This window comes from Paenibacillus sp. FSL P2-0136 (assembly GCF_037975325.1).
In the GTDB taxonomy this organism is placed as follows: Bacteria; Bacillota; Bacilli; order Paenibacillales; family Paenibacillaceae; genus Paenibacillus_AQ; species Paenibacillus_AQ silagei.
This window is the reverse complement of the sequence record NZ_CP150244.1, coordinates 3,889,033-3,913,077: the sequence shown is the minus strand read 5'-3', so window position 1 is coordinate 3,913,077 and position 24,045 is coordinate 3,889,033. Positions and strand designations below refer to the sequence as shown.

The 24,045-nt window shown below is 53.4% G+C and carries 21 protein-coding genes; 17 read left to right on the top strand and 4 right to left on the bottom strand.

Annotated features, from left to right (window positions below):
- The 8 genes from NYE26_RS16365 (at position 1) to NYE26_RS16330 (ending at position 7,835) form a co-directional block, all read left to right on the top strand.
- Positions 1–324 (top strand): thioredoxin family protein, encoded by a 324-nt coding sequence (locus NYE26_RS16365; protein ID WP_339248905.1) that lies wholly within the window; start codon positions 1–3, stop codon positions 322–324.
- Positions 324–1,106: an ATP-binding cassette domain-containing protein gene (locus NYE26_RS16360; protein WP_339248903.1), complete on the top strand. Its 783-nt coding sequence runs from the start codon at positions 324–326 to the stop codon at positions 1,104–1,106. Before NYE26_RS16365 ends, NYE26_RS16360 begins: the two co-directional genes overlap by 1 nt.
- A complete protein-coding gene (locus NYE26_RS16355; RefSeq protein WP_339248902.1) occupies positions 1,103–2,140 on the top strand; it encodes an SAM-dependent methyltransferase in 1,038 nt (345 codons plus the stop codon). Before NYE26_RS16360 ends, NYE26_RS16355 begins: the two co-directional genes overlap by 4 nt.
- Before the next feature lie 127 nt (positions 2,141–2,267).
- Complete coding sequence (locus NYE26_RS16350; RefSeq protein ID WP_339248900.1) at positions 2,268–3,794, top strand: serine/threonine-protein kinase; 1,527 nt, start codon at positions 2,268–2,270, stop codon at positions 3,792–3,794.
- A 145-nt stretch (positions 3,795–3,939) separates the two neighbouring features.
- Entirely contained in the window at positions 3,940–5,499 is a 1,560-nt protein-coding gene (locus NYE26_RS16345; RefSeq protein ID WP_036726437.1) for an ABC-F family ATP-binding cassette domain-containing protein, read from the top strand.
- 79 nt (positions 5,500–5,578) lie between these two features.
- Positions 5,579–6,646 carry a ThiF family adenylyltransferase gene (locus NYE26_RS16340; protein ID WP_339248897.1) on the top strand — a complete coding sequence of 356 codons (1,068 nt, stop codon included), beginning with the start codon at positions 5,579–5,581 and terminating at the stop codon, positions 6,644–6,646.
- Between the two features lie 15 nt (positions 6,647–6,661).
- Positions 6,662–6,964 (top strand): Dabb family protein, encoded by a 303-nt coding sequence (locus NYE26_RS16335; protein WP_339248896.1) that lies wholly within the window; start codon positions 6,662–6,664, stop codon positions 6,962–6,964.
- Between the two features lie 112 nt (positions 6,965–7,076).
- Complete coding sequence (locus tag NYE26_RS16330) at positions 7,077–7,835, top strand: winged helix-turn-helix domain-containing protein (RefSeq protein ID WP_339248894.1); 759 nt, start codon at positions 7,077–7,079, stop codon at positions 7,833–7,835.
- A gap of 74 nt (positions 7,836–7,909) precedes the next feature.
- Here NYE26_RS16330 and NYE26_RS16325 read toward each other — a convergent pair whose 3' ends face one another.
- Both NYE26_RS16325 and NYE26_RS16320 read right to left on the bottom strand, forming a co-directional pair.
- A complete protein-coding gene (locus NYE26_RS16325; protein ID WP_339248893.1) occupies positions 7,910–8,464 on the bottom strand; it encodes a C40 family peptidase in 555 nt (184 codons plus the stop codon).
- Positions 8,465–8,745: 281 nt separating this feature from the next.
- The gene (locus NYE26_RS16320; protein ID WP_036726443.1) at positions 8,746–9,387 is read right to left on the bottom strand and encodes a thiamine diphosphokinase; all 642 of its coding nucleotides are present in this window, start codon (positions 9,385–9,387) and stop codon (positions 8,746–8,748) included.
- A 166-nt stretch (positions 9,388–9,553) separates the two neighbouring features.
- Between NYE26_RS16320 and NYE26_RS16315 the strand changes: the two genes are divergently transcribed.
- Positions 9,554–10,015 (top strand): low molecular weight protein-tyrosine-phosphatase, encoded by a 462-nt coding sequence (locus NYE26_RS16315; RefSeq protein WP_036726628.1) that lies wholly within the window; start codon positions 9,554–9,556, stop codon positions 10,013–10,015.
- 213 nt (positions 10,016–10,228) lie between these two features.
- Here NYE26_RS16315 and NYE26_RS16310 read toward each other — a convergent pair whose 3' ends face one another.
- Complete coding sequence (locus NYE26_RS16310; RefSeq protein WP_339248891.1) at positions 10,229–10,960, bottom strand: alpha/beta hydrolase-fold protein; 732 nt, start codon at positions 10,958–10,960, stop codon at positions 10,229–10,231.
- A gap of 265 nt (positions 10,961–11,225) precedes the next feature.
- On the opposite strand from NYE26_RS16310, the gene pdhA reads away from it, so the two are divergent.
- The 7 genes from pdhA to NYE26_RS16275 all read left to right on the top strand — a co-directional run bounded on the left by pdhA (position 11,226) and on the right by NYE26_RS16275 (position 19,631).
- Entirely contained in the window at positions 11,226–12,293 is a 1,068-nt protein-coding gene (gene pdhA / locus NYE26_RS16305; RefSeq protein WP_339248890.1) for a pyruvate dehydrogenase (acetyl-transferring) E1 component subunit alpha, read from the top strand.
- A 15-nt stretch (positions 12,294–12,308) separates the two neighbouring features.
- Complete coding sequence (locus NYE26_RS16300) at positions 12,309–13,286, top strand: alpha-ketoacid dehydrogenase subunit beta (RefSeq protein WP_036726449.1); 978 nt, start codon at positions 12,309–12,311, stop codon at positions 13,284–13,286.
- 107 nt (positions 13,287–13,393) lie between these two features.
- Positions 13,394–15,046 carry a 2-oxo acid dehydrogenase subunit E2 gene (locus NYE26_RS16295; protein WP_339248889.1) on the top strand — a complete coding sequence of 551 codons (1,653 nt, stop codon included), beginning with the start codon at positions 13,394–13,396 and terminating at the stop codon, positions 15,044–15,046.
- A 3-nt stretch (positions 15,047–15,049) separates the two neighbouring features.
- A complete protein-coding gene (lpdA, locus tag NYE26_RS16290; RefSeq protein ID WP_076079331.1) occupies positions 15,050–16,462 on the top strand; it encodes a dihydrolipoyl dehydrogenase in 1,413 nt (470 codons plus the stop codon).
- Between the two features lie 242 nt (positions 16,463–16,704).
- Positions 16,705–17,499, top strand: coding sequence for a thymidylate synthase (gene thyA / locus NYE26_RS16285; RefSeq protein WP_339248887.1), 795 nt, complete (start codon positions 16,705–16,707; stop codon positions 17,497–17,499).
- Positions 17,496–17,987 carry a dihydrofolate reductase gene (locus NYE26_RS16280; protein ID WP_339248886.1) on the top strand — a complete coding sequence of 164 codons (492 nt, stop codon included), beginning with the start codon at positions 17,496–17,498 and terminating at the stop codon, positions 17,985–17,987. The genes thyA and NYE26_RS16280 overlap by 4 nt, the downstream gene beginning before the upstream one ends.
- A gap of 156 nt (positions 17,988–18,143) precedes the next feature.
- On the top strand, positions 18,144–19,631 hold the full coding sequence (locus NYE26_RS16275) for a glutamate synthase subunit beta (RefSeq protein WP_339248884.1): 1,488 nt from the start codon (positions 18,144–18,146) through the stop codon (positions 19,629–19,631).
- Between the two features lie 115 nt (positions 19,632–19,746).
- Here the strand turns inward: NYE26_RS16275 and NYE26_RS16270 are convergent, their stop codons facing one another.
- Complete coding sequence (locus tag NYE26_RS16270) at positions 19,747–21,747, bottom strand: methyl-accepting chemotaxis protein (RefSeq protein ID WP_339248882.1); 2,001 nt, start codon at positions 21,745–21,747, stop codon at positions 19,747–19,749.
- Between the two features lie 523 nt (positions 21,748–22,270).
- On the opposite strand from NYE26_RS16270, the gene NYE26_RS16265 reads away from it, so the two are divergent.
- The gene (locus NYE26_RS16265) at positions 22,271–24,001 is read left to right on the top strand and encodes a proline--tRNA ligase (protein ID WP_339248880.1); all 1,731 of its coding nucleotides are present in this window, start codon (positions 22,271–22,273) and stop codon (positions 23,999–24,001) included.
- Positions 24,002–24,045 lie beyond the last annotated feature (44 nt).

The following is a 24,045-nucleotide window of genomic DNA, read 5'->3' as shown; positions in this document are numbered from 1 at the left end:
ATGAAAGAAATGAATCAGCCGGAGCTGCTGGAGCTGCTGGCCACGAAGGGCGAGCCGCTTGTCCTGTTCCTGCATACCCCGCTATGCGGAACCTGTAAGGCAGCCCGGCGGATGATTGAGGTGGCGGAGCATTTGCTTCCGCCTAATCTTGTGATTGCTGAGGGGAATGTGAATATGCTCCCTGATCTGGTGAACACCTATCAAATCTCAAGTGTGCCCGCACTGCTGGCCGTATCTGCTGACCGCAGCGCTGAACCGGACATCATTTATTCCATACACTCTGTTGAACGGGTGCTGGCATACATAAGGAGAGTGACATTATAATGATATCATTACAACATCTGTCCCTGCGCAGGGAGGAGAGCCTGATTCTTGACGATGTATCGCTTACCATGAAGCAGGGGGAGAACTGGGTCATTCTCGGACGTAACGGCTCCGGCAAAACCACCCTGCTGGAAATGATGACCGGCTACCTGTTCCCCAGCAAGGGCTCTGTTGAAGTGCTGGGGTACAAGTACGGTCAATGTGATCTGCGCGAGGTGCGCAAGCGAATCGGTTATATCGGCCCGTCCCTGATGGAAAAGCTCTCGCTGACCGACCCGGTCTGGGAGGTTGTAGCTACTGGCGCTTATGCGTATTTACGCTTCTACCAGGAGATTCCGCAAAGTGTGAAGGACCGGTCGCTTAAGCTGCTGGAGGAGATGAACCTCGGCGAACTGGCTTATCATCCGTTCGGCTTGTTATCCCAGGGGGAGCGTAAGAAGGCTATGCTGGCCCGCTGCCTGATCGCAGAGCCTAAGCTGCTTATTATGGACGAGCCTTGCGCCGGTCTTGATTTATATGAACGGGAGAAAATGCTTGCCGAGATTGACAAGCTGCGGCAGCATAACGTTGGAGTGGTATATGTCACCCATCATGTGGAGGAGATTGTTCCGCTCTTCACTCACGTGGCGCTGATACGTGACGGGAAGCTGGCAGGAGCCGGTCCCAAGGAAGAGGTGCTGACGCAGGAGATGCTGATGGCTACCTATGATCTTCCGGTCAAGGTTGAATGGGATAACGGACGTCCCTGGATAAAAATAAGTTCTGGAGGCCAAGCGATTTGAACGATGCTACGGAAGACAAGATCATTTCAAGATATATCTGCACGGCGAATCATGGCTTCGCCCCCTATGCACAGGAGGAGCTTAGACGCCTGTTCGGAGCGGTGAAAAGCACCTTGCTGCTGCCGGGAGAAATCTTCCTGGCCACGCTTGAGGCGGAGCCGGAGGAGGTAGTGCAGCGGCTGGCACAGAACCTGCCGGTCTTCTTGCGCCACATCCAGCCTGTTGATTTCCAGGACACCGGTGATCTGCCGGCACTGGAACGGCTGGCGGTATACTTAAGCCGGCGTGCGGAGCTGCAAGGCGAGAAGGTGTCGCTGCATGTCCGTAAAGGCGCTACCTCCTTCTGGGAGCAGAGTCCGGGCGAGCTGCGCGAATGGCTGCAGGGCAAGCTTGATAGCCTGGACGCCGAGTTCACCGTACAGGAGCCCGCTTGGGTGATCTCCGTCTATGCGGACGGTGACGCGCTGTATGCCGGTGTATCCCGGCCGGAGGCGAACCTGTCCAGCTGGAATGGCGGCATGATCCGCTTCCGCAAGGAGGATGGACAGATCTCACGGGCCAAATTCAAGCTGATGGAGGCGGAGAAGGAATTCGCCATTCCGTTCTACAGCTTCAAGAATGCGGTCGATATCGGCGCGTCTCCGGGCGGCTGGACTTCGTTCCTGCTGGAGCGCGGTCTCAAGGTTACCGCTGTTGATCCGGCGTTGATGCACGAATCCTTACGTAAGAATCCGGCACTCAAGATTCTGCGCAAAAATGCCGGAGAGGTCAAATTCCGTGAGAACGAATTTGACCTGCTGGTCTGCGATATGAGCTGGAGCCCCAAGCTGATGGCGAAGCTGGTCACTGAGCTGCTGCATAGCCTGACACCGGGCGGCAGCGCGATTGTTACCGTGAAGCTGATGCACAAGAAGCCAATGGCGGTGATCAAGGAGATCATCACCATGTTTGAAGGCCAGCGGATGCAGGTCCAGCGTGCGAAGCAGCTGTTCCACAACCGGGACGAGATTACACTTTATATGATTAAGTATTAATTCATATTTGCAGGATTATGGGAAAGCATCCCGCAGTCTGCACCTCCGGCTTCTTGCCGGTTCCGGTGCGGGCAGTGGGGGCTTTTTTTGCGTTATACAACATTCTATATGAACAGGCGGGGAAGAGATGGAATTCACAGGAAAGTTAAGTCCCGGACAGATTCTGGGAGGGCGTTATTATGTAACCGGGCTGATAGGAACAGGCGGAATGAGCCGGGTATATCTGGCGGAGGATGTACGGCTGCCGGGTATGCTGCGGGCCATTAAAGAGAGCGTCATCCGGGAGGGGAGTTATGGTGCGGGCGCCATTCAGGCGGAAGCGGAGCTGTTAATCTCACTACGTCATCCGCTGCTCCCGCAGATTGCGGATTTCTTCCCGCCGGACGCTGACGGCTACACCTACCTGGTGATGGATTATATCGAGGGCATCACCCTACATCAGTATATGGCAGAGCATCCCGCTGCAATGACGGGAGAGCGAATCCTCAGCTATGCGCGGCAGCTGCTGGAGGTACTGCATTATTTGCACAGCCATGAGCCGCCAATTATCTACCGGGATCTCAAGCCTTCGAATATCATGCTGACTGGAGAGCATGAGCTGAAGGTCATTGACTTCGGGATTGCGCGCAGGTTGAGGAGCGGCTCCGGTGAGGACACCGAGAAGCTTGGGACTGCCGGATTCGCGGCCCCGGAGCAATACGGCGGCGGGCAGAGCAGTCCGGTGTCGGACCTGTACGGACTTGGAGCGCTGCTGCTGTATATGGCTTCCCGCGGGGAGTTCAGCGCCTGGCAGCCCGGGATGGAGCGGAAGCTGCAGGGTCAGCTCCCGGACCGGATGATTCCGGTCATACGGCGGCTGCTGCGGCATCACCCGGAGGAACGGTATGGCAGTGCTGAGGAGGTAAGGATGGTTCTCCAGCAGCTGGAGATTGGCGGTGCGGGGGAAGCCAGACATGAGCGTGAGCGAACGGACATGATCAAGGCTGCGGAGGACAAGCAAGCGCAGCAGTCTACTGCGGTGGTGGCCGTATTAGGGGTGTCCCCCGGAATTGGAACCACACATACCTCGCTTGCTGTCAGCCGCTGCCTGTCACCCGCAGGACGGACGGCATGGGTAGATTGTAATCCAGGTTCGCAGGTATTTAACCGCATGAAGGAAATGGCGGGGTGTCCTGAAACTAGCGGTGTTCAGGGGACACAGGAGCAGCCGTTCACCTGGATGGGGGTAGACTACTGGAAGCTTCCCCCTTCGGAGGGACTCCCGCACATGCCGGATCAAGCCTATGCTTATATCGTCCTGGATCTTGGAACCGGCTGCGGGGAGGGGGCGCTGGAGGTGTTCACCGGCAGCAGCTTCCCCTTGTTGATAGCCTCCGGTGCGGATTGGCGGCTGGAGGATACCCTGCACTGGCTGCGCCGCAGAGGTCTGATTCCCCGGCCGGAATGGCGGATCTGTCTGCCGCTGGCCGGGGAGCATACTGTGGCGCTGCTGGCTTCCCTGCTTGAACCTGCCAGCGTATACAGCCTGCCGCTTCAGCAGGACCCTTTTCAGAGTAAAGGGAAGCTGGTTCAGGCCATTAGGGGGCTGATTGGTCCGCTTAAGGGTGCACGTTTTCCTGCAAAGAATATTAGATTGTTTCAGAAAAAGAGCTGAATGCTCAGAGCTTTTTGACAGTTTTTCAGAAATCGGGCTTTATTTCTATTTCAGTGCAGGGTGCAGGTGTGCTAGAATGGAGCGATATCTATAATTATTGAACCTCTTGGTATTTACAATATAGAATGGAGCTTGCAGAGAATTTATGAGTTTACTTAGTGTAGAAGACGTTTCCCATAATTTCGGGGACCGGGTGTTGTTCAAGGATGTGTCCTTCCGTCTGCTGGATGGAGAGCATGTGGGAATCGTGGGTGCGAACGGCGTGGGCAAATCGACGCTGATGAATATTTTGACCGGCAAATTATTGAAGGACAACGGTAAGGTGGAATGGACGCCGCGGGTCCGTTACGGATATCTGGATCAGCATACCCTGCTTACCGCCGGTAAAACCGTGCGCGATGTGCTTAAAGATGCCTTCCTGCCGCTGCTGGAGCTGGAGCATGAGATGCTGGCGATTACCGATAAAATGGGGGAGGCGACGCCCGAGGAGCTGGACCTGCTGCTTGAGCAGATGGGCGACATTCAGGAGCAGCTCGATATCGGCGATTTTTACCTCATCGATGTGAAGGTTGAAGAGATGGCGAACGGACTGGGCCTGACGGCGATCGGTCTGGACCGGGATGTCACTTCCCTGAGCGGGGGACAGCGGACCAAGGTTCTGCTGGCGAAGCTGCTGCTGGAGAAACCGAATGTACTGCTGCTCGATGAGCCTACCAACTATCTCGATGTGGAGCATATTGACTGGCTGACGAATTATCTGAAGCAATATCCGTATGCGTTCATGCTGATCTCCCATGATACGGAATTCATGAACAAAGTGGTCGATGTGATCTATCATCTGGAGTTCTCGAAGCTGACCCGCTATACGGCCAATTACGAGAAGTTCCTGGAGATGGCGGGGATGAACAAGGCCCAGCATATTGATGCGTACGAGAAGCAGCAGGATTTCATCAAAAAGCAGGAGGACTTCATTCAGCGCAACAAAGCGCGTGCCTCCACCTCAGGCCGGGCCAAGAGCCGCGAGAAGCAGCTTGGACGGATGGAGCGGATTGACAAGCCGGAAGAGGCGATGAAGCCTACGTTCCAGTTCAAGGAGAGCCGGGCCAGCGGGAAGACGGTGTTCGAGGGCGTTGATTTCGAGATCGGGTATGACCGTCCGCTGCTGCCAAGCAAGCTGAATATGATGATTGAACGCGGTGAAAAGATTGCGATTGTCGGCTACAACGGGGTCGGCAAATCGACGCTGCTCAAAACGATCCTGGGTGTCATCCCTACGTACAGCGGAAAAACCTACCTTGGTGATTATCTGAGTTCTGCCTATTTCCAGCAGGAGCTGAAGGCGGAGAATATCACGCCGATTGAAGACGTATGGAATGAATTCTCCGGTCTGACCCAGAATGAAGTGCGTGGCCATCTGGCCCGCTGCGGTCTCAAAAACGAGCATATCACCCGTCCAATGAACATGCTGAGCGGCGGCGAGCAGGCTAAGGTCCGCCTGTGCAAGCTGATGATGCGTGAGAGCAACTGGATTCTGTTCGATGAGCCTACGAATCACCTTGATATTGTAGCCAAGGCTGAGCTTAAGCGGGCGCTTATGGAATACAAGGGAACGATTCTGCTGGTGTCTCATGAACCGGAATTTTACGAGGATTGGGTGACGAAGGTCTGGAACGTGGAGCAGTGGTCCGCGCAGACCGTATACTAATGGAGTCCGGGAAAAGTGGAGGTCTGCGCTTTTCCCGGTTTTTTACCAAAAACCTACCTACATAGGGGGCTGTTCAGAGATGGGTTCTGATCAAAACACGCCGGTTCCGGCTTCTTCGGCCGGCAGGGATGGCAGATATTCAAGACAGGTCCGCTTCGCGCCGTTCGGCGCAGCAGGACAGCAGGGACTGGCACGTTCTTGTGTGCTGGTCGTTGGCATGGGGGCGCTGGGGACAGGCATCGCCGAGACATTGGCCCGCTGCGGGGTAGGGCGGCTTATCCTTGTTGACCGTGACTATGTGGAATGGAGCAACCTGCAACGCCAGCAGTTGTATACGGAAGAAGATGCCCGTGTGCGGACGCCCAAGGCGGCTGCAGCCCGTACCCGGCTGATGGCGGTTAATTCGGAGATTGTGATCGAGGCCCATGTGCTTGACGTGCGTGCAGAGGAGCTGGAGAGCCTGCTTCCCGGCGTGGATCTGATTATGGACGGGACCGATAACTTCGATACCCGGCTGATCATTAACGACCTGGCGCAAAAGCACGGCATCCCCTGGATCTACGGAGCCTGTGTCGGAAGTTACGGCATTACGTATACGATTCTGCCGGGTGAAACCCCATGTCTGAATTGCCTGCTGGGCACGATCACGCTCGGCGGGGATACCTGCGATACGGCGGGCATTCTTCCGCAAGCGGTGCAGATGGTTACTACGAATGGAACGGCTGAGGCGCTGAAGCTGCTCGGCGGATTCAAGGACAAGCTGCGCGGCAAGCTGCTGACCTTCGATATCTGGCGTAATGAGCAGCAGGAGATTGGCGTGAGGACGGCGAAGAAGTCGGACTGCCCCTCATGCGGCGAATCACGGAGCTATCCGTATCTGTCAGCCTCTAACACAGAGCGCAGCGATGTGCTGTGCGGCAGGGATACCGTGCAGATTCGTCCGGCACACCGCAGAAGTCTAGATCTGGAGGAGACGGCCGCCCGCCTGTCCAGGCTCAGCAGCGGCAAGGTGGAGAGCAATCCGTATCTGGTTTCTTTTACAGAAGAGCCGTACCGGATGGTTGTGTTCGCAGACGGGAGAGCCTTAATACATGGAACCAGTGATATCGCTGCCGCCCGCAGCTATTATCACCGGTATTTCGGATAATGGAGGAGAAACGTAATGAACAAGGGAACCGTCCGTCATATGGCCGTATTTACACTGAAATCCGCCCCGGATTCGGAGGAGACCAGAGCTTTCCTGCGGGATGGTGCTGAGATTCTTAGCGCTATTCCGGTGGTGGAGAATTTCGAGGTGCTGCGTCAGGTCAGCGCCAAATGTGAGCACCAGTTCGGCTTCTCGATGGAGTTCGCCGATCAGGCGGCTTATGATGCCTACAATAATCATCCGGCGCACCAGGCATTTGTGGCAGAGCGCTGGGATACCCAGGTGGCCGCATTCCAGGAGATCGATTTCGTACTATAATTAGTGCCGCAAAGAGACCATTCCCCCGAATGGTCTCTTTGTTTTGCGGGAATTCTAGGTATCATCTGCGGCGGCACAGCCGGTGCAAGACTGGTACAGGGGGACTATCCCGGTGAATGAAAAGATAGCATGGTATATACCCGGTCCGCGCCCGGATCGCCTTGAAGCTGATGCAGACAGAGAGGATAGGGCTGACGGCCGTATCGGGCTTGAGGAGGCCATCCATAGCCTTGGTATAAGAACAGCAATAAGCGAAGACCTGGATAGTCTTCGCTTATTGCTCTCAGGCGGTGAGCCTGTGCTTCTGCTCGCGGAGCTGGAGGAACCCGGAGGCTGGGCGGGCTGGGAAGCTGTCTCGGAGGCGCGGAAGGAGGGGATGATTCTGCCGGTGATGGTCATATCCGGAGGGGCGCCTGGAGTGAAAGGGGAAGCGGCTGTCTCCGTATTCGATGCCGGAGGCAACGAATACATGGAGAAGCCTGTACATACCGGTGAGTTCAAACACAGAATATTGAATCTGCTTAAGCTGACAGGCCGCCGTAGAGATGCGGCCTCGCTGCTTAAGGTGGACGGATTGCTCCTCGATCGCGGACGCCGGCAGGTCATCCGGGATGGAGCCGAGCTGAAGATGACCCCCAAGGAATTCGACCTGCTGTATTATCTGGCAGAGAATCTGGGTGAAGTCTGTCCCCGTGCTGAGATATTGCAGCAGGTATGGGGGTATCATTTTCAAGCGGATACCAATGTGGTGGATGTGTACATCCGGCATCTGCGACTGAAGGTGGATAAAGGCCGCCGGAATAAACTGATTCATACGGTGCGTGGAACCGGATATGTACTGCGGGCACCGGAGAGCGGGGCCACAAGCTGACGGCCGCTGCAAGCAGCTCTCCGGCTAATAGACATGTACTCTATTTGTACAAGCTACAATTGAGCTTCGCGCTGTTATAGTACGCGGCGTGATTTCAGGTAGGTTTTTTTCCAGTTGCCCGAATTCAGATCGGAAATGGTCACGCCGGGTGAGCCGTAAGTGTGCAGGATCTTGCCATTGCCGGCATATACCGCGACATGGGTTACGTTTTTACCGTTGGCCCGGCTTCCGCTGGAGAAGAACACAAGATCGCCGACACGAAGATTAGCCTTGCTGACCGATGTGCCGACTTTAGATTGGGCAACGGACGTACGGGGCAGATCTACACCATATTTTTTGAAAATATATTGAGTAAAGGAGGAGCAGTCAAAATAACGTGTAGTTGAAGTGGAGGCACCGAACTGGTAACGCGTACCCAGATACTTCTTGCCGAAGCTGACCACTTTGGAGCCGGTGGAAGATGCGGATACGGAATCGGCACTTACAGAATCAGCAGATACAGCATCAGCGGATACAGCTGATGCGGCAGCAGGGGCTGTTCCCGCTCCGGTAGCCAGTAAGGCGCTGAACCCGATTGTTGTGCACAGACCAATTGTCATTGCTTGTTTGAACCATTGTTGCTTATTCATGTTGTATACCTCCAAGGTTGTAATGAATTCTAGTAGTTTCGTTCGTCTGATTCGTAGTATAGCAGGTTATGACAGGCCTAAATTATGGAAGAGATGGGCTAAATGCAGGCGGGATATGCAATGTAAGCGTTTTATTAAAATCACATTAAAAGTTACAAAATATTAATATTTACGTAGTGAGTTCGCCGAAAAAAGCCGGGAAACCCTTGATGCACAAAGGGATTCCCGGCTTTACGATTTTGAAACAAAGGTTACAGCGATGTCTCCAAAAATCTATGTATTCAGTCCTTGCTCTGAATAATTAGCAGAAGTCCGCTCTCAATATGAACGGTTCCGCTCTGCTCCAGCAGCACATTGCTCACGGCCAGGGATTGCCCTAACTTGAGGGTGGCGTTCTCCAGAGGATATTGGAAGCCCTGAAGGGTGATGCCCGTTACCTCGGGAGTCAGAGGCAGCAAGGAGACATAGGAATAACCCCGTTCCTCTACAACCGCCTGAGAGCCGGTAAGCGTAATGTAGTTGTTCGCATCCATAATAGAGCAGGCTACCTGCCGTTGCAGTGCTCTTGTCATCATTTGAATGCTGGCCAGCGTATGGTCCATGCGTGTACCCGTTACCCCGATCATCAGAATAGACTGCGGCTGGAGGTTCAGGGCAAGATCCAGGGCCATTTCACTGTCGGTAAGGTCTTTGTTGACCGGATCACAGCTTATAGTCTTCTTGCTTCCCGCCTGAATCCGCTCCAGTGCCTCAGGAGAGACAGAATCGAAATCACCAACGGCAAGCTGGGGGGTGAAGCCATGATCAATCAGGAACAGCGCTCCCCGGTCAGCACCGATAATATAATCCTCTTCATCTAATAAGCGCAGGCATTCCGCGGTCAGTTCACCGCCTGCAACAATTACAATACGCCCGGATGGCAATAGCTCCCCCTCCTTGTTGTTCAATTAAGTTCATCATCCTGAACAGTATATAGCAGTTTCAAAAGTTGTACAATTGCCGCGCTGACGCTAAAATAGGGTTAGTGCGTCTGACCGCACCCATCCATTACGGATGATAAGGAATGCTTGAGCGCAGGAGGTGAGAGGGATCGTTAACGTGTTGTTTGTATGTCTGGGGAATATTTGCCGTTCGCCGATGGCGGAGGCTGTGCTGCGCAGCAAGATTGAACAGCGTCAGCTTACGGATCAGATTACAGTGGATTCTGCAGGAACGGGAGACTGGCATATCGGGAAAGCGCCGCATGAAGGGACAAGGCGTATCCTTGATCTGCATGGCATCAGCTATGAGCATATGAGAGCAAGGCTGGTAGCCAGTGAGGATTTCGAGAGATTCGAATATATCATCTGCATGGACAAGTCCAACGGGGAGAATGTGCGCAAAATTCCCGGCGGTGAGCAGTCCAAGCTGTTGTTCTTCATGGATCTGTTGCCGGATGAGGAGCTGCGTGAGGTGCCTGACCCGTATTTCACCGGTAATTTCGAGCAGGTCTATGATTTAATCAACGCCGGTTGTGATGTGCTGCTGGAACGGATTATTCAGGAGAAATAAATTATCCTTCTATTTCTCGTTGAAACGGTACCGTCCTTTAAAAGGACGGCAAAGCCGCTTCCGCTTGGCAGGCATAGTGCTACAGCCGGACCGGTTGCCGTCCTTATGATTTAAGGAACGGCACCGTATGTCCGATTCGTGATGAAAGCGCAGTCAATCGTACTGCATACATAAGTTCGTAAGATGTTCACTTTTGGGGTTCTATTTGCTGTTTCAGGAGCTGAAGAAATAGAGTAATGATTCCGGGAGCTCTTTTTGCCAAAAACCCCAAAGATGCTGGCCGTCCTTCTCGCGGTAGGACACCGTGGCTCCCTTGGCTTCAAGCATGGCCTTGGTCTCCCGGTTCATCTCCACGAAATCATAGACGCCGGTATCGGTCTTGTAGTCGCGCTCTTGAAGCCCTACAACCATGTTGATCTGAAGCCAGGAGAGATCCTCCTCTTGTGATAGCAGCTCGCGGGTCTCGGGATAGTAGGCGCCGGAGAGGCTGAGCACACGGCTGAATAATCCCGGATACGCCAGCGCCAGGTGGAGGGAGACACTGCCGCCCAGGGAATCACCGGCTACGATCCGCTCCTCCGGTGTGCGCCGGACAGGATAATTATGTTCAATGAAGGGAATAATCTCTTCGGCGAAGCATGCAAGGTACTGCTTGAAGCGGCTGCCGAACGGAGCGTATTCAGCGGTGCGGACTGCCACGTTCACTTCGACGCCCACTATAATGAAGGGATCCACATCCTGCTCCAGAATCAGCTGACCAGCCAAGGTGGCAATCCGGCCGAAGTTGAAGAATTCTTCACCGTCCTGGCAGTAGACGACGGGATAGCTGAGTACTTCATTATATCCGGGGGGAAGATAGATACGCAGCTTGCTCTCTTCCTGCAGATGTTCGCTCCACAGTGTTTGTTTTACAATTGTACGTTTCAGAAAAACAGGTTCGCTCATTGTCAAATCGTCACCTTTCATGTCGGATTTTGCTTAAGACTTAGTGTTGCGTTAAAATTAACCAAGCGGCAAATGTGGGATATATCATTTACTTGATAAATATCCTTCAATCTGTTATAGGATATTTAAACGCCTGTTATACATACAAAATTTATGGAAACATAAATTTTATGCGTATTTCTTTGACGAAACAGATACAACAGGTGTATAATAATTCTATAACAGAGACCACTGATATTCAAATTTTTTTATTGAGGTGAAGATAATGACTAGAGTTCCTTATGAAGTGTATACAGAGGACGTTGAAGCCCTTACGGTTCTTTCCCCGGATGGAGAAATTATCAACAAGGAAATGATGCCTAACCTTACCGATGATCAATTGAAAGAAATTATGTACCGTATGGTATTTACCCGTACCTGGGATGACCGTGCTGTCAACCTGGGCCGTCAAGGCCGTCTCGGCTTCTATGCACCGGTATCCGGTCAGGAAGCTACAATGATCGGCAGCGAGTACGCTTTGCGGAAGGAAGATTTCGTCTGCCCGGGCTACCGCGATATTCCACAGCTCGTATGGCACGGCCTTCCATTATATCAGGCGTTCCTGTATTCCCGCGGACATCAGCATGGCGGACAGATTCCTGATGGCGTTAATGTACTTATGCCGCAGATCATTATCGGAGCACAGATTCTTCATGCTACCGGTATTGCTATGGGCTTCAAATTGAAGAAACAGCAGAACGTTGCAATCACATATACCGGTGACGGCGGTTCGTCTGAAGGCGACTTCTACGAAGGCCTTAACTATGCAGGAGTATACAAGCTGCCGGTGATCTTCTTCGTTCAGAACAACGGCTATGCCATCACCACTCCGTTCTCGAAGCAGACAGCAGCGAAGTCCATCGCCCACAAGGCAGTTGCCGCAGGGATTCCCGGAATCAAGATCGACGGTATGGACGTCTTTGCAGTAATCTCTGCTGTACAGCAGGCTGCTGAACGTGCCCGCAAAGGCGAAGGCGCCACACTGATCGAAGCGGTAACCTACCGTTTCCGTCCGCATTCCCTCTCCGATGATGCCAGTAAGTACCGTACGAAGGAAGAAGAAGGCCAATGGAATGAGAAAGATCCGATTGCCCGTCTTGCCAAGTACCTGGAGAAGAAAGGCCTCTGGACTGAAGAGGACACTCTGCGCGTAAGAGAAGAAGCGAAAGCTACTGTCAACGAGCAGATTAAGAAAGCAGAACAGACCGAAAAAATGACCATTCCCGGCTTGATCGACAGCATGTTCGAGGTAACTCCGAAACATCTTGAAGAACAAAAAGCCGATTTTGAATAAGGGGGATATCAGGCAATGGCACAGATGAATATGAAAGAAGCAATTCGTGACGCAATGCGCGTTGAACTGACTCGTGACCCCAATGTTCTTATCTTCGGAGAAGACGTTGGTAATGTAGGCGGCGTATTCCGTGTAACGGAAGGGCTGCAGAAGGAATTTGGCGAGGAGCGCGTCTTCGATACACCGCTGGCAGAGTCTGCCATTGGCGGTTTGGCTTTCGGTCTTGGCGTGCAGGGCTTCCGCCCGATCGCTGAGATCCAGTTCGTAGGCTTCATTTTTGAAGCTCTGGATCAGATCGTTATTCAGGCAGCGCGCCTGCGCTGGCGTTCCGGGGGCAAGTACAATGCTCCTGTAGTCTTCCGCACTCCATTCGGCGGCGGCGTTAAGGCAGCCGAGCTGCATACCGATTCTCTGGAAGGTCTGATCGCCCAGAGTCCTGGGATCAAGGTAGTTATTCCTTCTAATCCTTATGATGCGAAGGGACTGCTCATCGCTTCGATCCGCGACAATGACCCTGTATTCTTCATGGAGCACTTGAACCTGTACCATGCTTTCCGGGCAGAAGTGCCTGAAGGTGAGTATACCGTTGAACTCGGCAAAGCGAATGTAGTACGCGAAGGTACGGATGTATCTATCATTACCTACGGCCTAATGGTACATACAGCGACCAAAGCGGCCGACCAGCTCGAAAAAGAAGGCATCAAAGTCGAAATTATCGACCTTCGTACCGTTAGCCCGATTGATATCGACACCATTGTGGCTTCCATCAAGAAGACTAACCGCGCGATTGTTGTACAAGAAGCTCAGAAGAGCTCCGGCGTAGCCGCTGAGGTTATTGCCCAGATTAACGAAAAAGCTCTGCTGCACCTGGAAGCCCCTGTGCTTCGTGTAGCAGGTCCAGATACAATTTTCCCGTTTGCTCAAATCGAAGATACTTGGATTCCTACCCCTGCACGTGTCATCACGGCAGTTAAGAAAGTCATGGAATTCTAGGAAGTAACGACCTTGCCGTCCTTGTATTTAAGGGCGGCAGCCGTTTCTGTCTTCTATCAAACAGGACTGATGGAATAACTCAACATAATTTATAGGAGGTTATCAAGGTGGCAAAATTTGAGTACCGGTTCCCTGAGCTGGGCGAAGGTCTGCATGAAGGCGAAATTATCAAAATGCATATCAAAGCCGGCGACAAAGTAACCGATGACGATATCGTAATGGAAGTTCAGAACGACAAGGCGGTAGTAGAGGTTCCTTGTCCGGTCAACGGCACAGTGCTTGAAGTCTTCACCAAGGACGGACAAGTATGCCGTGTAGGGGAAGTTGTAGCCATTATTGATGCAGAAGGTGACATCCCTGAGCAAGAGGGCGGCCATCCGGCAGAGCAGGCTTCCCAGGAAGCTGATGCAGCCAAGGGCGGAGCGGATACTACTTCTTCTCCGGCAACCAGCAGCCCGGCTACTGGCGGAGCAACGAACTTCGAATACAAGTTCCCTGAACTGGGCGAAGGCCTGCATGAAGGGGAAATCATCAAGATGCACATCAAGGTTGGAGACAAAATCACCGACGACGATATCATTATGGAAGTTCAGAATGATAAAGCAGTGGTGGAGGTTCCTTCTCCAGTCAACGGTACTGTAGTCGAAGTGTTCACCAAAGACGGCCAGATCTGCCGTGTAGGTGAAGTTGTGGCAATCATTGCCGCAGAAGGCGATGTTCCGCAGCAGGAGGGCGGCCACGCTGAAGCATCCGGTGCCCAGGCAGCAGCTCCTTCGCAAGGCGCAGCTCCAGTAGCGGCAGCAGCTCCGGCTCCTAACCGTGAAGTACTGGCAACGCCTAGCGTGCGCAAATTCGCCCGCGACAAGAGTGTGGACATCTCCCAGGTGAACGGCTCCGGCAAGAACGGTAAGATCACACTTGAAGATGTGGAAGCCTTCCTGAAGGGCGGTTCTACAGCCCCAGCGGCATCGGCTCCAGCAGCATCTGCACCGGCAGCAGCAGAAGCGCCAAAAGCTAAGGCAGCACCGGCAGCAGCAGCAGCTTCCGGCAATGCAAGTCTGGAAGAAGAACGCGTACCATTCAAGGGTATCCGTAAAGCGATTGCCAATGCTATGGTTAAATCGGCTTACACTGCACCGCATGTTACCATCATGGACGAAGTGGATGTTACGGAGCTTGTAGCCTTCCGTGCCCGCATGAAGCCGGTAGCCGAGAAGAAGGGCGTGAAGGTTACTTATCTTCCGTTCATCGTGAAGGCACTCGTGGCCGCTTCCCGTCAGTTCCCTGCGCTTAACGCTATGATTGACGAAGCTACGAACGAAATTGTCTACAAGAAATACTACAACATCGGTATTGCTACAGATACAGACAACGGCCTGATCGTTCCTGTCATCAAGGACGCTGACCGCAAGAGTATCTGGATGATCGCAAGCGCGATTACAGATCTGGCTGTACGCGGACGCGACGGCAAGCTGGCTCCGAATGAAATGAAGGGCAGCACGATCTCGATCAGCAATATCGGCTCTGCCGGCGGTATGTTCTTCACTCCGATCATCAACTTCCCTGAAGTTGCTATTCTCGGAACCGGACGTATCACTGAGAAGCCTGTTGTGAAGAATGGCGAAATCGTTGCAGCACCTGTAATGGCTCTGTCCCTGAGCTTTGACCACCGGATTATTGACGGCGCAACAGCACAGAATTTCATGAATTACATTAAGACCCTGCTTGCAAATCCTGATATGTTAGTTATGGAGGTGTAATTAATGGTAGTCGGAGACGCTTCAATCGAAATTGACACATTGGTTATTGGTGCAGGTCCCGGCGGGTATGTGGCGGCAATTCGTGCCGCCCAGCTCGGCCAAAAGGTCATCATTGTAGATAAATCGGAACTCGGCGGCGTGTGCTTGAACCGCGGCTGTATTCCTTCCAAGGCCCTGATCTCGGCCGCTCATCAATTCGAGGCTGCCCAGCACGGTGAAGTATTCGGTGTTACTGCCGAGAACGTTAAGGTGGACTGGTCCAAGACTCAGGCCTTCAAGAACGGCGTAGTCAAGAAAATGACTTCCGGCGTTACCAGCCTGATGAAGGGCAACAAGATCGAAGTATTCAGCGGAGAAGCTATGTTCATCAGCACAAACGAAGCCCGTCTGTTCAATGATCATGAATCCCCGCGTTACAAGTTCAATAACTGCATTATTGCAACGGGCTCCCGTCCGATTGAACTGAAGCCATTCCCGTTCGGCGGACGCATCCTGTCCTCCACGGAAGCGCTGGATCTGCCTGAAATTCCTAAGAGCATGATCGTTATCGGCGGCGGCTACATTGGTGCGGAGCTGGGTCAGATGTATTCCAAATTCGGCACCAAGGTTACCATCATTGAAGGTCTGGATACCGTTCTGCCTGGCTTCGACAAAGACATGACCCGTCTGGTTGCCAAGAATATGGCTAAGACCGGCATTGAAATTGTAACTAACGCCAAAGCCGAATCTGCGGTTCAGAACGACAAGGAAGTTACTGTGAAGTACTCCGTAGGCGGAGAGTCCAAAGAAGTGACTGCTGAATACCTGCTGGTAACCGTAGGACGCCGTCCGAATACTGACGGCGAGCTGGGCCTGGATCTGATCGGCGTTGAGCTGGATGACCGCGGTCTGGTGAAGGTAGACCATCAGGGACGGACTAATATTCCTAACATTTTCGCAATCGGCGATATCGTTCCGGGTCTTGCCCTGGCGCACAAAGCTTCTTACGAAGGTAAGATTGCTGCGGAAGCCATTGCCGGACACAAATCGGTTGTAGATTACAAGGTAATGCCGGCTGTAGTCTTCACAGATCCTGAATGCTCCAGCGTAGGTCTGACCGAGAAGGAAGCTAAGGATAAGGGCTATGCGGTTAAGGCCGGCAAGTTCCCGTTCGCAGGCAACGGCCGTGCCGTGTCCCTGAATGCTCCTGAAGGCTTCATCAAGATTGTAGCGAAGAGCGACAACAATCAGGTGCTCGGCGCACAAATCGTCGGTATCGAAGCTTCCAACCTGATCGCTGAGCTGGGTCTGGCGATTGAAATGGGCGCAACGCTTGAAGATATCGCACTGACCATCCATGCGCATCCAACCCTTGGCGAGATCGTTATGGAAGCGGCTGAGCTGGTAGAAGGCCACCCGATCCACGTAATGAAATAATAACCGCTTAAGCTTATGCGGTAAGAACACAAGAGGATGTTCCCGAAGCCATGCAGATGGTCAGGGAACATCCTCTTTTGAGTGAGGTCACTGTCCTGAACGTTCGGAAATAGCTGGCAGTCAGCCCAATTCGGGCAGAGAATGTATGTTTTTTTGCTTATTTTTATCGTTAGGGAAGTTACAACGACAGTCAGCTCATGGTAAACTAATAGAAGAAAAAAGAGAGTGGGGTGTGATACGGCTTGCGTAATTACTTGGATTTATTGCAGGATATTCTCGACAACGGTACAGCTAAGAGCGACCGGACAGGTACAGGTACAGTGTCCGTCTTCGGGCGTCAGCTCCGCTTCGATCTGTCGAAGGGCTTCCCGCTGATGACCACCAAGCGCATTCATCTGAAGTCGGTGGTACATGAGCTTCTATGGTTCCTCAAAGGGGATACCAATACAACGTATCTGAAGGAGAATGGCGTCTCGATCTGGGATGAATGGGCCGATGAAAACGGGGAGCTGGGACCGGTATACGGTTCGCAGTGGCGGGCGTGGGAGAGCAAGGACGGGCAGCATATTGATCAGATTGCGAATGTGATTGAGTCAATTAAGCGTAATCCCGATTCACGGCGACATATCGTTAGTGCGTGGAATGTAGGCGAGATCGAGCAGATGAAGCTACCGCCCTGCCATTTCGTGTTTCAGTTCTATGTAGCGGGCGGCAAGCTCTCCTGCATGCTTACGATGCGTTCGGTGGATACGTTCCTTGGGCTTCCGTTCAACATTGCCAGCTACGCGCTGCTTACCCATATGGTGGCGCAGCAGACGGGGCTTGAGGTCGGAGAATTCATCTGGTCCGGCGGAGATGTGCATATATATACAAATCATATGGAACAAGTGGCCACACAGCTTGCACGGGAGCCTTATGCGCTGCCGAAGCTTAACATCCGCAGAGTACCGGACAGTATTTTTGATTATACCTTTGAGGATTTTGAATTTACCGACTATGTCTATCATCCGGGAATCAAGGCACCGGTTGCTATATGAGCATTACCATGATATGGGCGATGGCCTCAAATGGCGTAATTGGCAAAAATAATGACATGCCCTGGCATTTGCCGCTGGATTTCGCTTATTTCAAAGCAGAGACACTCGGCAAGCGGATGCTGATGGGCCGAAAAACCTGGGAGTCGCTGGGCAGCAAGCCGCTGAAGGGCCGTACCAGCCTGATTCTGACCCGCGATAAGAGCTTCGCACCCGAAGGGGCTGAGGTCATCCATACGCTGGCTGAGGCGCTGGCTGAGGGGCGCAAAGAGGATGAGCTGATGGTGATCGGCGGAGCCGAGATCTATAGCCTGATGCTGCCGTATGCCGACAAGCTGCGTGTTACACGGATAGAGGCGGAGATTGAAGGCGATACGACATTCCCTGAGGTAGACTGGAGCCGGTGGAAGGAAGTTTCCAATACACCGGGACTCAAGAATGAGCAGAATCCTTATGATTATCGTTTTATGGTGTACGACCGCAAGGAGTGACAATGAAGCGTTTTCTCTGACACAAGATGTGAAATAGTACAAATAATCAGCAGATTAGTCCATTACAGTGCGAAAGTATTGAATGCTAATATAATTAAAATTAGAAATGGTGTACTATACATCAGCACGAAGAGAACGGATGGGGGAAACGTATATATGTCTACACCTACTGGATTTATGGAGTATAAGCGCCAGCTCCCAGGGGACCGCGATCCCGAGCAGCGCGTGAAGGATTGGGAAGAATTCCACGAGCATCTGACCGAGGACGAGCTTCGGACCCAGGGTGCCCGTTGTATGGATTGCGGCACACCGTATTGCCACACCGGCATGGATATGAGCGGCGGTACTTCAGGCTGTCCCGTGCATAACCTGATTCCGGAGTGGAATAACCTGGTCTACCGTGGCTTGTGGAAGGAAGCGCTGGAGCGCCTGCACAAGACCAATAACTTCCCTGAATTCACCGGCAGCATCTGTCCTGCACCCTGCGAGGGCTCCTGTACCGTCGGTCTGATTGGACAGCCTGTTACGATTAAGACGATCGAGCTGGCCATTGTGGACAAGGGCTTTGAAGAGGGCTGGGTAGTCCCGAGTCCGCCGGAGAAGCGTACAGGCAAACGGATCGCCATCGTCGGCTCCGGTCCGGCAGGACTGGCCGCAGCCGCCCAGCTGAACAAGGCGGGTCACACGGTAACGGTCTTTGAGCGCAGTGACCGGATCGGCGGACTTCTGATGTACGGCATCCCGACGATGAAGCTGGACAAACGTGTCGTACAGCGCCGTGTCGATCTGCTGGCTGCAGAAGGTATCGAGTTCGTGGTTAACACTGAGATTGGCAAAGACATTCCGGCGCAGCAGCTGGTGGATGAATATGATGCCGTTGTCCTCTGCGGCGGAGCTACCAAAGCGAGACGCTTCAATGTGGAAGGCAATGATCTCAAGGGTGTAATGTACGCCATGGATTACTTGAACGGCACGATCAAGAGCTATCTGAATTCCAATCTGGAGGATGGCAACTATGTATCCGCCGCAGGCAAGGACGTAATCGTGCTGGGCGGGGGCGACACCGGCTCCGACTGTGTAGCGACTTCCTTGCGGCATGGCTGCAACAGCATCACCCAGTTCGGCACACATGACAAAGCGCCGCTTACGCGTGATCCGATTGCCAACCCTTGGCCGCAGTTCCCGAATGTCTACACCCTGGATTATGCCCAGCAGGAAGCCAAAGCGGTCTTCGGTGAAGACCCGCGTGAATTCTCTATCATGACGACGAAGTTCGTCGGCGATGAAGAAGGCAACCTCAAGGAGCTGCACACGGTGCAGATCCGCCGGACGGTGGACGAGACAGGACGGAAGATCTACCAGCCGGTTCCGGGCACCGAGGCTGTCTATCCGGCCCAGCTGGCGCTGATTGCGATTGGCTTCGACGGACCGGAGCAGGATATCATTGAGGAGCTTAAGCTGGATACGGACCGCCGTACCAATGTGAAGGCCCGTTATGGCAAATTTAACACGAACGTGGATAAAGTATTCGCAGCCGGAGATATGCGCCGCGGACAGAGTCTGGTCGTCTGGGCTATCAACGAGGGACGTGAAGCAGCGCGTGAAGTGGATAAATACCTGATGGGTTCGACTGTGCTTGCTTAACCCTATATGTACCAAAAAGCCGTCCTTCAGCATTGCTGAGAGACGGCTTTTTATTATGCTCTTATTATGCTGCTATATTATTGAATGGCCTTCACCGCTCACATGATTACGGGGGCTAGTCTTCCAGCTTGAACCGTTCAATCTTAAGCTGCAGATCGCCCGCCATCCTGGACAGCTCCGTAGAGGAGGCGGAGATCTCTTCCATGGAAGCTAGCTGTTCTTCTGTAGCTGCCGTTACACTCTGGAAGGCGTCTGAGGTGGATCGGGAAATACTGGAGATTTCGTGTACGGAAGCGGCGACCTCCTGCGCTCCCGCTGACATCTGCTCGGTAATAGCCGAGATGTCATGCAGCTGGCTGTTGATTTTGGCTGTAGACTGTTCAATGCTGTTGAAGGATTCCTTGGCTTCGGCGGTAACCTGAATACCCAGCTCAACATCAGCTGCGACGGTATGCCGGATCGCTTCATAGGTCTGGTCGATCAACCGGGTCATCTGCTGGAGGGTATCTTGAATATCTCCGGCGGTATTCTTCGATTGATCGGCCAGCTTCCGCACCTCAGCAGCCACGACGGCGAAGCCCCGGCCCTGCTCTCCGGCCCGGGCCGCTTCAATGCCGGCGTTCAGCGACAGGAGATTCGTCTGTACGGCGATCGCCGAAATTGCACTGCTCATCGCGGACACCTCATCGTTCAAGCCGTTTAATTGCCCGATCAGCTGCGAAGAGTGGTGGGTAGAGGTCCGGATGGCATCCATTTGCTGGCTGACCTGTTCCATCTTCCGGCTGCCGCTGCGCACATCTGCTTCAGTGCTTGCGGAAGAATCGACGATGGAGGCGGCGGCTTCGGCGATCCTTTGAATACCGGAGGACATTTCCTCCATCGCGCGCGAGGTCTCTGCCATGGCCGAGGTCTGTGTCTGCGCACCCTCGGAAGAATCCTGCACCAGTTCAGCCACGTAAGCGGTGGCTCTGGAGTTCTCTTCGGTGGTTGCATTCAATTGCTGGCTGGAGGCTGCGAGTTGTCCCGAGGTGTCCGAAATATCCGATACGATGCCGCGCAGAGAGCCTACCATGAGGTTGTAATTCTGTGCCAGCTGACCGATCTCATCCACCCGGTTCATCTGAATCTGCTCATTCAGATAGCCTTCGCTTACCCGCTGTGCAGAACGGTTCAGGCTGCGGATCGGCTTCGTGATGGAGCGGACAATCAGGTACATCAGGGTTAAGGCGACAAGCAGGGCAACGGCCAGAACCATAAGTCCGGTATAGATAATGGGCTGTGAGGCATCCGAGAATTCTTGGGTAGGCAGAATGCCGACAATTTTGAAGCCGGTGTTCGGATCGGTTGTATAATAACCCTGCATGTCCATCTCCGTGTCCGGATTGGTATAGTGCAGGTCCCCGCTGTCGTTTGCCAGCATTTTCACTATATAATCTGCTACATCCTCACCTGCTGCTTTGCCGGGATAAGAGACGAATTTATTATTACGGTCCACAATGTAGAAGTAGCCGGTTTCACCCGGATGGGTAGTATGGATTCTTTCACTCATTGCCTTGAGATTGAGGCTTGTGGTCACAACTCCTTTGCCATCCTCCAGCGAATGGGAGATGAACAGCGTATAATTGCCGGTTGTTGCGGAGACAAAAGGATCAATGATTGTAGTGGTACCGGCATTCTGCATGGACGCCTTATACCAGTCCCGTGTACGCGGATCATAATCCTGTTTGCCGGGGTCCGGAGCCTTCATCCAGGCACCTTGTTCGTTGCCCGCCGTAAGAATCTCAAGCTCAGGATGTGCCTTCATGAACTGATCGATGAGTGTGCGTGTTGCGGGAGCCTTCACATCGAGCCCGGAAGACTCAATCTGGCGGCTGAGCAAATCTACATTCCGCATAGCAGCGGATACATATGCTTGGATGGTCCCGGCGACCAGATCGACACTGGAATGCGTGGCTTTCTGCATTTTAAGCTCCAATTCCCGTTTCGCACTGGAATAGGAGGAATAACTGACCAAGAGGATCGGGATCACCAGCATAATGGTGAAAAGCATCATCATTTGTCTTTGCAGTGATCGCGATCTGAGCTTGCCGGTGAAGCGGTTGACTGACTTGAACATTGGAACGGTTCCCCCTCTGGTACATGGAAATCGGCTGGTAGCTAGCCGTTTCTCTCTAAATACCTCAACTCATATTCGGTTTATCGACACATTCTTTTCATATCTTGAGGATTTGGTGTAAAATATTTAATTGCATTCACAATCTATTCATCGCCCGCTTGACGCGGCCTCGAATATCGTATAGATTAAGAACCAACATTTATAACGTAACAGCGTTGACCAAGGACCTGGTATCCGTAAACGCCGTAAGCAGAGAGGGGATTCACCGGCTGAAAGATCCCCCTAGTGCGTAAGACACCAATCCTGCCTTGGAAGCTGCAGCTTATGCTGAAGATGGGCATAAGTCTGCCGGAACCGGCCGTTATCCGGATTAGAGGACCGCAGGCTTGGATAGTCTTGGGGTTGAAACAGGGTGGTAACACGGCGCATTCGTCCCTGACGGATGCGTCTTTTTTGCGTTCTCATTATGGCAGCGAAATGTTCTGGAGCTGGACACACTTTTCGACGAAAGAGGCTGATCTGTATGCGTCAAACCAATCTATTAGTTACCACTCTGCGCGAAGCTCCTGCGGAAGCAGAGACAAGGAGCCACCAGCTGCTGCTGCGTGCCGGATATATCAGGCAGGTGGCCGCCGGGGTATACACCTATTTGCCGCTCGGACGGCGGGTGCTGCGCAGGATGGAGCAGATCGTGCGCCAGGAGATGGAGTCCGCCGGTGCGCAGGAGGTTCTTATGCCTTCAATGCAGCCCGCAGAGCTCTGGAGAGAATCGGAACGCTATGAGGTGTACGGCAAAGAGCTGATGAAGCTCCAGGACCGTCACGACCGTGAGTTTGTGCTGGGTCCGACCCATGAGGAAGTGGTTACAGCGCTAATGCGCGCAGAGATCAGCTCTTACCGGCGGCTGCCGGTGACTGTCTATCAGATTCAGACGAAGTTCCGGGATGAACGTCGTCCGCGCTCAGGGCTTCTGCGGGGCAGGGAATTCCTGATGAAGGATGCCTATTCGTTTGATACGGATTGGGAGGGCCTGGATCTGGCCTATCAGGTGATGTACAGCGCTTATGAGCGGATCTTTGACCGCTGCGGCCTGAAGTACCGGGCGGTGCAGGCGAATGCCGGAGCGATTGGCGGCAAAGGCCAGAATCATGAATTCATGGCCCTGTCAGATATAGGTGAGGATACGATAGCTGTGTGCTCCCTGTGCGGATATGCTGCGAATCTGGAGCAGGCGGAAGTGCGGAGCGGAGCCGAACCGGATAGACAAGATTTTGCCGGACGCCCTGCCCCTGAGCGATTCCATACGTCTGCCCAGAAAACTATTCAGCAGCTGGAGCAGGAGAGTCAGCTCAGACCGCAGGAGATCATCAAGACCTTAATCTACACGGGCGGAGGCAAGACAGTTGCTGTGCTGGTCCGTGGAGATCATGAGGTGAATGAGCTGAAGGTGCAAAAGTACCTCGGCTGCGGTGACATTACGCTGGCTGATGCCATGCATGTGCAGGAGGCTGCCGGAACCGGAAGCGGTTATGTCGGTCCTGCCGGATTGTCTGTGCCTATCCTGGTGGATGCTGCTGTTGCAGCCATGACAGAAGCAGTCACAGGCGCGGGGGAAGAGGATTACCATCTGCGTGGAGTGGTGCCCGGCCGGGACTTTCCGCTGACGCAGGTGGGGGATTTCCGTAATGTGGTTGCCGGCGACTGCTGTCCGCAATGCGGCAAAGGGGAGCTGGATTTCCAGCAGGGCATCGAGGTAGGGCATGTCTTCAAGCTGGGCACGGTCTACAGTGAAAAGCTGGGGGCAGATTATTTGGATGCAGACGGCCGCACCCGGCCTATGGTAATGGGCTGCTACGGCATCGGAATCTCCCGCTTGCTGGCCGCAGTGGCTGAGCAGAACAACGATGACCAGGGGCTGATCTGGCCGCAGGGCCTAGCTCCGTATGCGGTTCATATTCTGCTGATGTCGGTCAAAGATACAGCGCAGCGTGAGCTGGCTGAAGCCCTGTATGCACGGCTGACCGCCTTGGGCATCGATACCCTGCTGGACGACCGCGATGAGCGGGCCGGGGTCAAATTCAAGGATGCCGGACTGATCGGCATACCGGTTGCGCTGGTGGTCGGCAAGCTGGCCGCAGAGCAAAGGATTGAATACATGGACCGGAGAACGGGTAACAAGGAAGTAATCGATATGGGCGAGGCCGTGCTGCGCGTAAGCGGTATGCAGTCCGCACCGGATACTACTTTTGCTTGAATTGAGGATTTGGTAAAATAGGGGAAATACCGCATAAAGCCTTC

Coding starts and splice junctions, on each gene's coding strand:
- NYE26_RS16340 (WP_339248897.1), top strand. CDS start 5,579: ATGGGTTCTGATCAAAACACGCCGGTTCCGGCTTCTTCGGCCGGCAGG.
- NYE26_RS16310 (WP_339248891.1), bottom strand. CDS start 10,960: ATGAGCGAACCTGTTTTTCTGAAACGTACAATTGTAAAACAAACACTG.
- NYE26_RS16325 (WP_339248893.1), bottom strand. CDS start 8,464: ATGAATAAGCAACAATGGTTCAAACAAGCAATGACAATTGGTCTGTGC.
- NYE26_RS16350 (WP_339248900.1), top strand. CDS start 2,268: ATGGAATTCACAGGAAAGTTAAGTCCCGGACAGATTCTGGGAGGGCGT.
- pdhA (WP_339248890.1), top strand. CDS start 11,226: ATGACTAGAGTTCCTTATGAAGTGTATACAGAGGACGTTGAAGCCCTT.
- NYE26_RS16360 (WP_339248903.1), top strand. CDS start 324: ATGATATCATTACAACATCTGTCCCTGCGCAGGGAGGAGAGCCTGATT.
- NYE26_RS16275 (WP_339248884.1), top strand. CDS start 18,144: ATGTCTACACCTACTGGATTTATGGAGTATAAGCGCCAGCTCCCAGGG.
- NYE26_RS16280 (WP_339248886.1), top strand. CDS start 17,496: ATGAGCATTACCATGATATGGGCGATGGCCTCAAATGGCGTAATTGGC.
- NYE26_RS16365 (WP_339248905.1), top strand. CDS start 1: ATGAAAGAAATGAATCAGCCGGAGCTGCTGGAGCTGCTGGCCACGAAG.
- NYE26_RS16345 (WP_036726437.1), top strand. CDS start 3,940: ATGAGTTTACTTAGTGTAGAAGACGTTTCCCATAATTTCGGGGACCGG.
- lpdA (WP_076079331.1), top strand. CDS start 15,050: ATGGTAGTCGGAGACGCTTCAATCGAAATTGACACATTGGTTATTGGT.
- NYE26_RS16335 (WP_339248896.1), top strand. CDS start 6,662: ATGAACAAGGGAACCGTCCGTCATATGGCCGTATTTACACTGAAATCC.
- NYE26_RS16270 (WP_339248882.1), bottom strand. CDS start 21,747: ATGTTCAAGTCAGTCAACCGCTTCACCGGCAAGCTCAGATCGCGATCA.
- NYE26_RS16300 (WP_036726449.1), top strand. CDS start 12,309: ATGGCACAGATGAATATGAAAGAAGCAATTCGTGACGCAATGCGCGTT.
- NYE26_RS16265 (WP_339248880.1), top strand. CDS start 22,271: ATGCGTCAAACCAATCTATTAGTTACCACTCTGCGCGAAGCTCCTGCG.